This is a genomic window from Halorientalis salina (assembly GCF_005049285.1).
Classification (GTDB): Archaea; Halobacteriota; Halobacteria; order Halobacteriales; family Haloarculaceae; genus Halorientalis; species Halorientalis salina.
The window spans coordinates 1-13,349 of record NZ_SOSC01000003.1 but is presented as its reverse complement, the minus strand read 5'-3'; the positions used below and the strand labels follow the sequence as shown (position 1 = coordinate 13,349).

The 13,349-nt window shown below is 63.7% G+C and carries 12 protein-coding genes, 1 tRNA gene and 2 rRNA genes; 8 read left to right on the top strand and 7 right to left on the bottom strand.

Annotated elements, in window-relative coordinates; genetic code table 11:
- Window positions 1-1,044, top strand: coding sequence for a Brp/Blh family beta-carotene 15,15'-dioxygenase (locus E2481_RS07195; protein ID WP_136716466.1), 1,044 nt, complete (start codon window positions 1-3; stop codon window positions 1,042-1,044).
- A 30-nt stretch (window positions 1,045-1,074) separates the two neighbouring features.
- Here E2481_RS07195 and E2481_RS07190 read toward each other — a convergent pair whose 3' ends face one another.
- The 4 genes from E2481_RS07190 to E2481_RS07180 form a co-directional block, all read right to left on the bottom strand.
- A complete protein-coding gene (locus tag E2481_RS07190) occupies window positions 1,075-2,154 on the bottom strand; it encodes a YihY/virulence factor BrkB family protein (protein WP_136716465.1) in 1,080 nt (359 codons plus the stop codon).
- Between the two features lie 104 nt (window positions 2,155-2,258).
- Window positions 2,259-2,399: a hypothetical protein gene (locus E2481_RS18640; RefSeq protein WP_169302392.1), complete on the bottom strand. Its 141-nt coding sequence runs from the start codon at window positions 2,397-2,399 to the stop codon at window positions 2,259-2,261.
- Window positions 2,400-2,516: 117 nt separating this feature from the next.
- Window positions 2,517-4,076, bottom strand: a complete 1,560-nt coding sequence (locus E2481_RS07185; protein ID WP_136716464.1) for a succinic semialdehyde dehydrogenase — start codon at window positions 4,074-4,076, stop codon at window positions 2,517-2,519.
- A 150-nt stretch (window positions 4,077-4,226) separates the two neighbouring features.
- Window positions 4,227-4,817, bottom strand: coding sequence for a 50S ribosomal protein L15e (locus tag E2481_RS07180; RefSeq protein ID WP_136716463.1), 591 nt, complete (start codon window positions 4,815-4,817; stop codon window positions 4,227-4,229).
- A gap of 367 nt (window positions 4,818-5,184) precedes the next feature.
- Between E2481_RS07180 and E2481_RS07175 the strand changes: the two genes are divergently transcribed.
- Both E2481_RS07175 and E2481_RS07170 read left to right on the top strand, forming a co-directional pair.
- Window positions 5,185-5,940, top strand: a complete 756-nt coding sequence (locus E2481_RS07175) for a DsbA family protein (protein WP_136716462.1) — start codon at window positions 5,185-5,187, stop codon at window positions 5,938-5,940.
- Window positions 5,937-6,485, top strand: coding sequence for a hypothetical protein (locus tag E2481_RS07170; protein WP_136716461.1), 549 nt, complete (start codon window positions 5,937-5,939; stop codon window positions 6,483-6,485). Before E2481_RS07175 ends, E2481_RS07170 begins: the two co-directional genes overlap by 4 nt.
- Before the next feature lie 35 nt (window positions 6,486-6,520).
- Here the strand turns inward: E2481_RS07170 and E2481_RS07165 are convergent, their stop codons facing one another.
- Window positions 6,521-6,835, bottom strand: a complete 315-nt coding sequence (locus E2481_RS07165) for a hypothetical protein (RefSeq protein ID WP_136716460.1) — start codon at window positions 6,833-6,835, stop codon at window positions 6,521-6,523.
- Between the two features lies 1 nt (window position 6,836).
- On the bottom strand, window positions 6,837-7,268 hold the full coding sequence (locus E2481_RS07160) for a hypothetical protein (RefSeq protein WP_136716459.1): 432 nt from the start codon (window positions 7,266-7,268) through the stop codon (window positions 6,837-6,839).
- A 150-nt stretch (window positions 7,269-7,418) separates the two neighbouring features.
- Here E2481_RS07160 and E2481_RS07155 point away from each other — a divergent pair, with 150 nt between their 5' ends.
- Window positions 7,419-7,772, top strand: coding sequence for a helix-turn-helix domain-containing protein (locus E2481_RS07155; RefSeq protein ID WP_136716458.1), 354 nt, complete (start codon window positions 7,419-7,421; stop codon window positions 7,770-7,772).
- The gene (locus E2481_RS07150; RefSeq protein ID WP_136716457.1) at window positions 7,769-8,044 is read left to right on the top strand and encodes a DUF7521 family protein; all 276 of its coding nucleotides are present in this window, start codon (window positions 7,769-7,771) and stop codon (window positions 8,042-8,044) included. Before E2481_RS07155 ends, E2481_RS07150 begins: the two co-directional genes overlap by 4 nt.
- 262 nt (window positions 8,045-8,306) lie before the next feature.
- Here E2481_RS07150 and E2481_RS07145 read toward each other — a convergent pair whose 3' ends face one another.
- Complete coding sequence (locus E2481_RS07145) at window positions 8,307-9,212, bottom strand: serine/threonine-protein kinase RIO2 (RefSeq protein WP_136716456.1); 906 nt, start codon at window positions 9,210-9,212, stop codon at window positions 8,307-8,309.
- Window positions 9,213-10,089: 877 nt separating this feature from the next.
- Between E2481_RS07145 and E2481_RS07140 the strand changes: the two genes are divergently transcribed.
- The 3 genes from E2481_RS07140 to E2481_RS18945 all read left to right on the top strand — a co-directional run.
- Window positions 10,090-11,562, top strand: a 16S ribosomal RNA gene (locus tag E2481_RS07140).
- A 122-nt stretch (window positions 11,563-11,684) separates the two neighbouring features.
- Window positions 11,685-11,750 (top strand) — tRNA-OTHER (locus tag E2481_RS07135).
- Window positions 11,751-11,952: 202 nt separating this feature from the next.
- Window positions 11,953-13,349: ribosomal RNA gene (locus tag E2481_RS18945) — 23S ribosomal RNA — on the top strand; the annotation flags it as partial.

The following is a 13,349-nucleotide window of genomic DNA, read 5'->3' as shown; positions in this document are numbered from 1 at the left end:
GTGTCTGAATCCGTCCCCGGTGTCGACCTCGCGGTCCGCGCACGCGCCACGCTCACCAGGGCGGTCTGCTGGCCCGCCTGGCTGCTGACCGGTGCGCTCGTCGTCCCGTTCCTCGTCGGCCTCACCGTCCCGCTCCGGGTGCAGCTCGTCCCCCTCGTCGCCAGCGTCGTCGTTCTGGGGCTCCCCCACGGTGCCGTCGACCACCTGGCGGCTCCGCGTGTGCGTGGACAGCCGGCGACCTGGCGCGCGATGGCCGCGGTCGGCCTGCTCTATCTCGTTCTCGGAGTTGCCTACGCCGCGCTCTGGTTTCTCGCCCCTGAATTTGCCTTCGTGAGTTTCATCCTGTTGACCTGGTTCCACTGGGGGCAGGGCGACCTGTACGCGTTGCGAACCGTCTCCCGGGTCGATTATCTCGACGACAGATACCGGCGCTGGCTCGCCGTCGCCGTTCGCGGCGGCCTGCCGATGCTCGTGCCCCTGCTCTCTTTCCCCGGCTGGTATCGCCGGGTCGCCCGCGCGCTCGTCTCCCCCTTCGAGGTCGGATCGGTCGCGGGACTGGCGTGGCTGTTTCGGGTCGAGACGCGACTCGCCCTCGGCGTCGGGTTCGGTCTGCTCGTCGCCGGCTATCTCACACTGGGATACGTCCGGACCGAGGACCGCTCGGCCTGGGCGGTCGACGCCGGCGAGACCCTGTTGCTCGCCGCCTACTTCCTCGTCGTCCCGCCCCTGCTGGCGGTCGGCGTCTACTTCTGCGTCTGGCACTCGCTGCGACACATCGCCCGCCTCGTCGTGCTCGACGAGCGGACGCGGGATACGGTCCGGTCCGGCCGGTTCGGCTCGGCGCTCGGCCGCTTCGCCGTCGAGGCGACGCCGCTGACACTCGCGGCGCTGGCGCTGCTCGGCGGGCTCTGGCTGGTCGTGCCGCGCCAGCCCGGGGACCTGCTGGGGCTGGTCGCGCTGTACCTGGTGCTCATCGCCGCGTTGACGCTTCCGCACGTCGCCGTCGTCACCTTGATGGACCGCGAACAGGGCGTCTGGCGGTGATCTGGCCGTCGCCGGGCGACGGCTCCTGCCTCAGCTCTCGACTCCCTCTGACCGGTCGGACGAGCTGTCGTCGCTCTCCCAGCGGACGGAGACGGCCCACTCCTCGCTGTCACCGTTCCGCGTTGTCTGTTCGATCAGTTTGACGCGGCCGTCCGGGCCGAGGTGCCGGTCCCCGGGGTCGGAACTGGCGAACGGCTCCGTCCCCGCGTCGCGACTGGTCAGTTCCGCCCGGAGTTCCGTGAGGTACTCGGCGATCTCGTCGCGGTCGAGCGTCTCCTCCCGGTTCGTCTGGTAGCCGGTCGCACCCTGGCCGATACCGCCGGCCTTGCCCGAGGCGTGACCGCCCAGGACCGCGTTGATGACCGCGCCGAGCAACAGGACCAGCCCGGAGAAGTACAGCCACGTGATGACGACGAGGACGCCGCCGAAGAAACTCCCCGTCCCGCCGCCGGAAAAGGAGAGATACACCTGAAACAGCGACTGTAACGCCACCCAGCCGACCGCGGCGAACACCGTGCCAGGCAGGACCTGTCGCCACTCCAGATCCGCGTCCGGGAACCGGTAGTACATCGGGAGGAACGCGGCGACCAGCCCGACGAGGAGGACGACCGGCGTCAGGTAGCTGACGGCCGGGATCACGTCCGCCAGCGCGGCGACCGCGGCAGTGGCTCCGACTGTCGCGACGAGCGCGACGAGCAACGCCACCAGCACGACCAGCCCGTCGACCAACTGGTCGAGAAAGGAGTTCTGGGCCTCTGTCTCGTAGATCTCCGAGAACGCGGTGTCGAGCCCGCGGAAGATCTTCAACGTCCCCCAGAGCAAGACGACGAACCCGACGAGCGACGCGCCCGCGACGCCGCCCTCGCCCTGGAACACGCTCGTAATCACGTCGGCGATCGGCGTCGGCAGCGACCCCTCCGCGGTTTCGACGATTCGGGATTCGAGGTTCCCGCCGACGACTGTCGTGACGAACAGGACGAGCAAGAGGAGCGGGACCAGCGAGACGAACGCGTTGTAGGCGATGCCCGCCGCCAGGAGCGTCACGTTCTTCGCGGAGAACTCGGCGGCGATTTGCTTTCCAGTCCGAGTAACCGTGGCAAGACCCACCATGCGTACGCTCCGCCGGGGACACTGAAAACCCATACGTCCCACGTCCATGCGACGTGGTCACCGCTCGTGCCACCGCACATCTCCGACGCCGACCGCCGGGGACGCTACTGACTGATCGCTTCCCACTCCTCTTCGGGCGGCAACTCCTCACCGCATCGCCGACAGTACTTCATCGGCGCTCGCGACTCCTGTCCCTCCCGGTTGACTGTGACTTTCCGCCCGCAGTTCTCACATGCTATCTTCATCGTTGGCTCCCGCCCGAGGTTCCCGACACGTCGCCGACACGCTCGGACGAATACCAACAGTACGACCTCCAGTGTGATAAATTATAGCACGGACTCTCCGCTACGCGGCGACCCCGTTCAGGGCAGTCGCTTCAGCACGCGCAGGAAGCCGGTCATGAGCCGGGCGTACCAGTCGTTCGGGAGCGATGCCGGGGGAGCCATGGGGCCGGTCCGCTGCTCGGCGATCGTCTGGGATTCGGTGTACTTCAGCAGGCCGCCGCTCCCGTGGCGGCGGCCGACGCCGGACTGTTTCCGTCCGCCCATCGGCGCGTCGATGGACCCGTAGCTGGCCGCGTACGCGTCGTTGACGCCCACCGTCCCGGCCTCGATCCGTCGGGCGACCGCGCGGCCCCGCTCGCCGTCCCCCGTGAACACGCTCGCGTTCAGCCCGTACTCGGTGTCGTTGGCCTTCTCGATGGCTTCCTCGGTCGAGGACACCTCGTAGATCGAAACCACTGGGCCGAACGTCTCCTCCCGGCAGCAGTCGGCCGACTCGGGCACGTCCGTCAGGACGGTCGGCTCGTAGACGTACGGCCCCACGTCGGGCCGGGCCTCCCCGCCGGCGAGCACCGTCGCCCCGGCCTCGCGGGCGTCCTCGACGTGGGCCTCCACCTTCGCCAGGTGGTCGGCGGAGACGAGCGACCCCACGTCGATGTCCCAGTCGTCGCCGACGCCCAGGGAGAGGTCCTCGGTCGCGGCGACGAACCGCTCGGTGAAGGCCTCGGCGACCGTCTCGTGGACGTAGATCCGCTCGGCCGCCAGACAGAGTTGCCCGGCGTTCGTAAAGGAGCCGTTGACGGCTCCCCGGACCGCCTGATCGATGTCAGCATCGTCCAGAATCAGCATCGGGTTCTTCCCGCCCAGTTCCAGCGAGCAGTCGATGAGGTTCCGCCCCGCCTGCTCGGCCACCGCCCGGCCGGTTTCGGTGCTCCCCGTGAAGGTGAGGTAGTCCACGCGGTCGATCAGCGGTGGCCCGACCTCGTCCCCGCGACCGGTGACGATCTGACAGAGCCCCTCGGGGAGACCGGCTTCCACCAGCAGTTCCAGCGCCTTGAGCGCGATGAAGGAGGTGTGCTCGTCGGGTTTGAACACGACGCCGTTGCCCGCGAGGAGCGCGGGGATGGCGTCGGAGATGCTGAGTGCGAGGGGGTAGTTCCACGGGCTGATGATGCCGACGACGCCGACCGGATGGTGGTGTTCCTCCGCCCGCGTCGCCAGCGGGATCGCACCCTCGCGGCGACTGGGCGCCAGCAGTCCGGGGCCGCGCTCGGCGTAGTACTGAGCCGTCGACGCCACGTCCAGGATCTCCTCGAAGGCGTGGAGGCGGGACTTTCCAGTCTCGGTCTGGATCACGTCGAGCAACTCGGCCTGGCGGTCGAGCACCAGCTCGTGGAACGCCTCGAAGACGGCCGCCCGCTGCTCGGGCGAGCGCTCGGCCCATCGTTCCCCGGCCGCCCGAGCGCGTTCGACGGCGTCCGCGACGTCGGCCTCGGTGCCGGCCGGAATCGTCCCCACCTGTTCACCCGTGAACGGCGCGACGACCGAGATCGCCTCGCGGTCGTCGTCGGCGAGCGTGACCCGTTCGCGTAGCCGTTCGAACTCGTCGGTCTCGCGACGCGTCTCGCCGGTGTTTGCCATGCCCGACAGTTCGGCGGGCTAATATCTGTAGCTGTCGGTGTACCTTTTTTCGCCTCGGGTGTGCTGCGCACACCACTCGGCCAAAAAATCTACGCTAAAAAGGCTGCTGGCTCAGCCTTCGGCTTCGCCAGCAGTATTTGTGCGAGTCCCTTATTTGCCGCGACCCTGGCCGCCGTGGACGCTCGGGCGGGTGTGCTCGGTGCCTTTGCCCTTCCCGTCGAGACCACGGTTGGACTGCCCCGCGCTGGTCAGGCCACGGTAGGCCCGTCCGCGGTGGGAGTCGTCACAGATCCAGTTGAGGTCGTCGTCGTTCTCGATGGCGGGGTGGTTCGGGTCGATGAGGATGACTTCGAACCACTTCTGCCGGCCGTCCTGACCGACTGGGTAGGAGTTGAGCACGCGCAGGTTGCGGTACTTCCGGGTGGTGCGCTCCTCGGCGACCCGCTGGAGGTTCTTCCGGCGGGTGATCCGGGTCACGCCCTGGCGCTTCGAGCGCCGGCCGGCCGTGAACCGCTCTTTGCGTGCGCCGCCCTTGCGGATGCTCGCGCGGACGACGACGACGCCCTGTTTCGCCTTGTAGCCCAGCGAACGGGCCTTGTCGAGGCGAGTGGGGTGCTCGACGCGTTCGAGTGCACCCTGGTCGCGCCAGTCCTGCTGTCGCTGCCACTGGAGTTCGGCGAGTTTGCCGTCGTCCGGGTCCGCCCATGCCTCTCGGATGTGCGAATAGAAGCTTCGTGTCATGTTGTCACCACGGGCGTTGCGTGGTTCAACCCTCCGGCGACCGTCTCCGACGGCCGCCTGCCCGAGGTCAGAGACCTCGACGGTCACATCCCGACCTGTGATCCCGCCACGCTGGCGGCGACAGGTGCCCGCTGGTGCCCGTCGACCAGCGAGTTACGGACTACTTTCGCCGTTCCCCGGTTAAGCGCTTCGAACTCGAATACCCCTGATCGGCCTCGTTTGCCACGACAACCGGTGTGCCGATCAGTCCCAGTCGAGGACCTGCAGCGGTCCCTCGCCGATTCTCGTCTCCTGCTCGTGACGAGTGAATTTGCAGAGCCAGCAAATCGCCGGATGCATTTTATGGCTCACGCTATGACCCTGCCGTATGGATTTTCCAGGCTCCCCGACGACACGCAGGGCCCTGCTGGGTGGCGTCGGAACCCTCGCCGCGGGCGGCGGCGTCGTTTTCGGCGCGTCACGGCTCGACTCGTCGCCGTCGGCCGAATCGACGCCGTCGAAATCCGCGGAGTTGCCCTTTCACAGCAGTTCGGAAACGACCGCCGTCGGGATCGACCTCTCGGGCCACCCCATCATGGGGAACCGGTCGGCGGGGATCGATATGTACTACTGGAGCGATTACCAGTGCCCGTTCTGTCGCCGCTTCGAGGCGAACGCGTTCCCGAAACTCATCGACGAGCACGTCCGGTCGGGGGACGTCCGCGTCGTCTTCATCGAGTATCCCTATCTCACCGAGGGGTCGATGACGGCGGCCGTCATGGACCGGTGTGTCTGGCGGCAGGTGCGCGATGACCGGCCGGGCCGCTACTGGGCCTGGCACTCGAAGCTGTTCGACGAACAGGGGGAGAAAAACTCCGGCTGGCTCGCCCGGGAGAACCTCCTCGAAATCACGCGGGGCGTCGACGGCGTCGACGCCGACGCCGTCGAGACGTGCATGGACGACCGCGGTGCCGAGATCGAATCGGCCATCGACGACGACGTCGCCACGGCCCAGGAGTTTGGCATCCGCGGGTCACCGGCGTTCGTGCTGTTCAACCGCGAATCCGAGAAGGCCGGCAAAATCGTCGGTGCACAGCCCTACGACCAGTTCGACGAGGCCATCTCGAAGATTCAGAACGCATGAGTGGGGCCGCTCCCGACACGCACGGCGGCCGGTTCATCGCGGCGCTCGCGTATCCGTTCACGTCCACCCGACGCACGCTCGCGACCGCCGCCTTCGCCGTCGCGACCTACTGCTTGCTCATCTTGAGCACGTTCCCGACCTACTCGATGCAGATGCTCGGTGCTGGTCCGGGCTTCCTCGACGACGCGGTCCTCGCGCTCACTGCGAACACATACGAGACCGTCGGGGCGCTCGGGCTGGGACTGACTGTGGTCTACGCCGCCGTGACCGGTGTCGCGCTCACCATCGCCCTCGGGCGGCTCCGCGTGGTCGGGCTCTCCAGCGCTCGCGGCCTCTCGGCGCTGCTCCCTGGACTCCTCGCGTCCGGCTGTGCGACCTGCGGCGCGGGTCTGATCGGTCTGTTCGGATTCGTCGGTGCGCTCGCGATGTTGCCGTTCCAGGGGAACCTGCTTCGACTCGCCGGCCTCGTCCTCCTCGTGGGGTACCTCTCCCGCGTCGGTGACCCGCGCCACTGCGCGGTCGGATCGACTACGGACCCGTCGTGACTTGCCGCTTCCGGGATCGCAGTGACCGGTCGGGCTCATTTCTCACTGGCGCACGAACACGACCCGGCGCGATACCGGAGCCACACGCCGACGACGCCGACCGTCAGCGCCGCGACGAGCACACGCACGAGTCCGCCGCCGGCGGCTGCCGTCGCCGTCCCCGCGGTTGTCGCTCCTGCAGCGGCGGCCCCGGCCGGTGACACGACGAGACAACAGAGGCTCGCCAGCCCACCGAGACCGACCAGCGACCAGCGAGTGGCCCCGTCCGATCCGGTATCCGCATCGTCGGCGTCGTCGGTCTCGGCGTGTTCGGTTACTTCCCCAGTCGGTGTGGAATCGTTCCCCGTCATTTCACTCGGTCGCCGTCGCGGTGTCGGCACAGGTCTCGCACTCGCGCTGGGAGCGCACGTACAGCAGTCGGACGAAGAGTGCGACGCTTACCACGCCTAGCAGGGGGCGGAGTGGATCGAAGTACGTCATCAGCGCGGAGTTGCTAAACAGCGCGAGTAGGATGGCGTTACAGGTCGGACAGCCGAACGCGAGAAAGCCGACGACGGTACTCGCCGTCGCAGCCCCGTCGTCGTGCCCGCCCGGCGTTCGCTGCAACGTATAGAGGGCGAGGAAACCGGCGGTGAGGCCGAGAAACAGGTAGTCGACCGCCGTCCGTGGCACGTCGCGGATGTACAGCGGATTCGGAATCAACCCGGTGACGACGCCGAAGAGGACGATCGAGCCAGCGCCGACGCCGACCGACTTGGCGACCCGTTTTCGGGAGAGAGCCATATCTGCACCAGCACCCCCGTCGAATAAAGCGCGGTGGCTCTTTGCAGTGTTGTATTAAATGAACAATAATGGTGGCCACTCGTGACGGCGGCAACCTGGATCGGGGGACGAACCGTCGAACCTTTGAGGGCAACTCCCCTAGAGGGTTCTATGGGACGGGGTGCGGACGCCACGACTATTTTCGACCTCCTGGCCGACGACTACTCGCGGCAGATTCTGGTCGCAGCCGATACACAGCCACGGACGGCGAAAGACCTCAGTGACGTCTGCGACTCGTCGCTCGCGACGATCTACCGACGCGTCTCGACGCTCCAGGAGCACAACCTCCTCGAAGAGTATTCGACAGTGGACGCGGACGGGTCCCACCGCCGCAAGTTCGAGACGACACTCGAAGAGCTACACGTCGAGATCACTGACGGCGAACTCGAACTGTCGCTCACGACACGGGACGACCTCGCCGACAACTTCACCGCACTCTGGTCGAACCTCCGGGACTCCACATGATCGGTCCGCCGATCCTTCTCGTCAAACTGATTACGCTCGTGTTGAGCCTGGTCATCGCGTCACTGGCGTACCACGGCTACCGCCGCAGCGACAGTCCGCCGATGCTCTACGTCTCGGCCGGGTTCGTGTTCATCGGTGTCGGCGCTATCTGTGAGGGACTCATCTATCGCGCCTTCGATACGTCGCTGCTGTCTGCCGCACTCGTCCAGGCCCTCATCGTTTCCTGTGGGATGCTGTTGATCCTGGCGTCCCTGACGTTCGGCGACGACTGACGACGTTTCGCCCCCTGACGCTGGCGTCCGTGAACCACCCGTGAGCTGCTGGTTCGTCTCCACCGATGCCAATTTGATATAGCGATATGTGATTTATCACGCCGTTCGTTGCCGTCAGTCGGGGCCGTTCTGGGCCGCTTCCGCTGTCGGGACCGACGGGTACTGGAAAATGGCCAATAAAAACTGGACACCGGCCCTGATCGAAGTACGACACCCGTTTCAGGCCACTCACGTGCCGGTCGACGGCAGCTTTCGCATCCGGCTATGGCGTTGTCTCGACGGACTCGAACTCGCCGTCGGCGATCGTCCGGGCCACTACGTCGGTGTCGATCTCGGGAATCTCGTGCGGGTATTTGCGTCGGAAGTACCCAACCAGGTTCTCGACGTCGCGGGCCAGCAACTCGTCGCTGTTCTCGTGTTCCGTCGGGACGGCCTGGGGCCAGTCGAAGATCGTGGCTCCCTCGGTGTTGACGAAGACGTTGTACTCGCTCATGTCCGCGTGCACGTACCCCTCGTCGTAGGCGGTCTGTAACTCGACGAGAATCAGATCGAGGATCGGGACGACCTGCTCGTCTTCGAGTTTGGTCCGACACAGCTCCGTCCCGTCGATCTTCTCCATGACGATGGCGTGACGGTTCTGGTCGATGGGGCGAGGCACGCTCACGTCAGGGTACAGTGCCTCCAGGGCGTCGTACTCCCGCTCGGCGGCTTTGCGGGCGGTGTACTGCCAGGAGACGTGATCCTTGTCCGACGTGTACTCGCGTTCTTTCATGACCTCCCGGAAGTTCGTGTAGCCTTCCCGGTGGAACTTCAGTGCGAGCGGTTTGTACGATTTCACCTCGAAGACGTCGCTTTCCTTGCCCACGCCCAGGGGTGCGCCGAAGGCTTCGATGGTGTCGCGCTCGATAAGCGCGTGCAGAGCCAGGGCGTCGTACCCCTCGAAGGTGAGTTTGAACCCCTGGTACTGGATGGTCTTGCGTTCGATCAGCCCGCGGTCCTCACAGCGGTCCAGCCGGTAGTCGACGTTCTCCGGAGTGAGCCGCGAGAACTCGGGAATCTTCTCCGTTGCCACCCACTCGGAAAACCGCATCCCCTGCTCGATCCCCGAGAGCAGATAGAAGTCCTCGGGTTCGAGTTCGGTCATTAGCGGCGCGACGTTCTGGACCATTAGCCGTCCGTACTCGGTCGCTGCGTAAAAGCCCGACGCGTCCATCACGACTCACAATATATCGAATACCGCTATACGAAATCTCCTGGGCCACCGTAGCGAATCGAGATCTGGCCAGCGATCAATCGTGCCGTTGCGTGGCACTCCGGAGTCAGAGGGTGCTCGTGGACTGGCTGCTCGATCGAAGCTCCGCCTCCCGTCTCGACGTATTTGATCGGCTCGAGGGGACTCGGATCGCCCGCACTACGATATCACTCGTCGATGGGGGGAATCGAACGGTATTGCCGACCGAGCCGGTCCAGGAGCTCCGGCATTCGAGACTACATCCCTGGGAAATTACTTTCTATTATTTTTTCATTGCACGCTCGCGCCCGCGAGTGAGGGCCCTGTGGACAGCCGAGACGCCCCGCCGAACCTGTTCATACGTGGGCAAAGCAGTGTTCTCACCGCTGGATGAAACAGGACCACTGGTTCCAGTGGACGTACTCTCGGCTATGTATCATATATACCACGTGGTAGAAATATGCCGCCGTGCCGTGGTTTCGTTTCGCATACTGGAGGCTCTATCGACGGGTATTTACGTATCACCCTCATCGGAGGTAATGTACGCGGCAGAAGGCGGATGGCGGCCTCAGGCCGTCTCCGTTTTCGACACTCTAGACGAGGTCGGCTCGTCGATGATGACGACGTGACAGAGGGGCTGCTCTGCAGCGCCTCGAAAGATGAGGATTCCACCCCTGCGGCGCTGCCGTACAGATGGACTCTGATGTGAGCCCTGACAGTTCGGTGATGTTCTGTCGATTCGTTCGACGGACTGTCGCCGAATGACGGACAGAGACATAGCGTGTCTCCGCCAGCCCCCCATGATTGGGGAACCATTCCGGTTGATCCTGCCGGAGGCCATTGCTATCGGAGTCCGACTTAGCCATGCTAGTTGCACGAGTTTAGACTCGTAGCGAATAGCTCAGTAACACGTGGCCAAACTACCCTACAGATCGGCATAACCTCGGGAAACTGAGGCTAATACCGAATACGGCTTTCATGCTGGAGTTGCAGAGAGCTGGAAACGCTTCGGTGCTGTAGGATGTGGCTGCGGCCGATTAGGTAGACGGTGGGGTAATGGCCCACCGTGCCGATAATCGGTACGGGTCGTGAGAGCGAGAACCCGGAGACGGTATCTGAGACAAGATACCGGGCCCTACGGGGCGCAGCAGGCGCGAAACCTTTACACTGCACGACAGTGCGATAGGGGGACTCCGAGTGCGAGGGCATATAGTCCTCGCTTTTGTACACCGTAAGGTGGTGTACGAATAAGAACTGGGCAAGACCGGTGCCAGCCGCCGCGGTAATACCGGCAGTTCGAGTGATGGCCGATTTTATTGGGCCTAAAGCGTTCGTAGCTGGCCAGTCAAGTCTGTCGGGAAATCCAGTGGCTTAACCACTGGACGTCCGGCGGAAACTGATTGGCTTGGGACCGGGAGACTCGAGGAGTACGTTCGGGGTAGGAGTGAAATCCCATAATCCTGAACGGACTACCGATGGCGAAAGCACCTCGAGAGCACGGATCCGACAGTGAGGAACGAAAGCTGGGGTCTCGAACCGGATTAGATACCCGGGTAGTCCCAGCCGTTAACGATGCTCGCTAGGTATGGCACAGGCTACGAGCCTGTGTTATGCCGCAGCGAAGGCGCTAAGCGAGCCGCCTGGGAAGTACGTCCGCAAGGATGAAACTTAAAGGAATTGGCGGGGGAGCACTACAACCGGAGGAGCCTGCGGTTTAATTGGACTCAACGCCGGACATCTCACCAGCACCGACAATGTGCAGTGAAGATCAGGTTGATGACCTTATTGGAGCCATTGAGAGGAGGTGCATGGCCGCCGTCAGCTCGTACCGTGAGGCATCCTGTTAAGTCAGGCAACGAGCGAGACCCGCGTCCCTAGTTGCCAGCAACACCCATGTGGTGGTTGGGTACACTAGGGAGACCGCCACGGCTAACGTGGAGGAAGGAACGGGCAACGGTAGGTCAGCATGCCCCGAATGTGCTGGGCAACACGCGGGCTACAATGGCCGGGACAGAGGGTCGCCACCCCGAGAGGGGAAGCTAATCTCCAACCCCGGTCGTAGTTCGGATTGCGGACTGAAACTCGTCCGCATGAAGCTGGATTCGGTAGTAATCGCGTGTCAGAAGCGCGCGGTGAATACGTCCCTGCTCCTTGCACACACCGCCCGTCAAAGCACCCGAGTGAGGTCCGGATGAGGCCATCATGCGATGGTCGAATCTGGGCTTCGCAAGGGGGCTTAAGTCGTAACAAGGTAGGCCTAGGGGAATCTGGGCCTGGATCACCTCCTAACGACCGGGACTGGACTCACACTCCAGCCCACAAGTCCTGTCTTCGGACAGGCACACGGTGACTGCCAGCCGTATTGGCTGGCCGCTGAACTGTCAGGGTTCACTCCCCTCTCGCGAGGGGCGACCGATAGCTCAGTGGCAGAGCACTGCTTCGGCAGTATCCCCGGTTCGATTCCGGGTCGGTCACTACCGCGGACGGATTGACCGTCTGCACTAACCGATGCACCATCCCGCGAAAGCGTGGTTGGGAAGGGTACGATGTCGCACGCAATACCGCCGCGTGTGAACGATGACGACCGTGTGTACGTGCAATCCAGACGTCAACTGGACCCGTTTCATCGTGGAACGTGTGTCCGACTATGGAACTGAGCCTTCGGGCTCGGTTCCGCATCGAATGGCTACTATGCCGTTTGGTGGATGGCTCGGCTCGAGCGCCGACGAAGGACGTGCCAAGCTGCGAAAAGCCTGAGGGAGCCGCACGGAGGCGAAGAACTCAGGATTTCCGAATAGGAATCCTCATCGCAATTGCTTCGCGCAATGGGGAACGCCCCGAATTGAAACATCTCAGTAGGGGCAGGAAGAGAAAACGAATGTGATGTCGTTAGTAACCGCGAGTGAACGCGACACAGCCCAAACCGAAGCGCGCGAGGTTTCAACCTCGTTGCGCAATGTGGTGTTTGGACTGACTTTCAGCGTCTGACCGTCTTCACGAAGTCTCCTGGAACGGAGCGTGAAACAGGGTGACAACCCCGTACTGAAGACCAGTAAGACGTGCGTCAGCTCCGGAGTATCGGGGGTTGGAAATCCCTCGTGAACATGGCAGGCATCGATCTGCTAAGGCTAAATACGACTCGAGACCGATAGTGAACAAGTAGTGTGAACGAACGCTGAAAAGCACCCTCAGAAGGGAGGTGCAATAGGGCCTGAAATCAAGCGGCGATGGAGCGACGGGGCATACAAGGTCCCGTAACAAACGACCGAGGAGCGATCCTCCAGTAGGGGTTACGGGAAGCCGATGTTCCGTCGTACGTTTTGAAAAACGAACCAGGGAGTGTGTTTACGAGGCGAGTCTAACCCGTTCATCGGGGAAGGCATAGGGAAACCGACATGGCCGCAGCGCTTTGCGCCAGGGCCGCCGTGTTCAAGCGCGGGGAGTCTCGTGGACACGACCCGAAACCGAGTGATCTACGCGTGGGCAAGGTGAAGCGTGGCGAAAGCTGCGTGGAGGCCTGTTAGGGTTGGTGTTTTACAATACCCTCCCGTGACCTACGTGTAGGGGTGAAAGGCCCATCGAACTCGGCAACAGCTGGTTCCGACCGAAACATGTCGAAGCATGACCTCCGCTGAGGTAGTCCGTGAGGTAGAGAGACTGATTACCGTGTCCGCCCTCGAGAGAGGTCGGCTCGGTTGTCAAACTCCGAACTTACGGACGCTGTCGACGCGGGGAGTCCGGTGTGCGGGGTAAGCCTGTGCACCGTGAGGGAGACAACCCAGAGTTAGGTTAAGGTCCCCAAGTGTAGACTAAGTGCGATCGAAGGTGGTCTCAAGCCCTAAACAGCCGGGAGGTGAGCTTAGAAGCAGCTACCCTCTAAGAAAAGCGTAACAGCTTACCGGCCGAGGTTTGAGGCGCCCAAAATGATCGGGGCTCAAGTCTACCACCGAGACCTGACCGCACCCGTTACAGGGTGACCGCGTAGGTCGGCGATCCGATTGGGTGGAAGCAGGGCCGAGAGTTCCTGTGGACCGATTGGTTACGAAAATCCTGGTCATAGTAGCAGCGATAGTC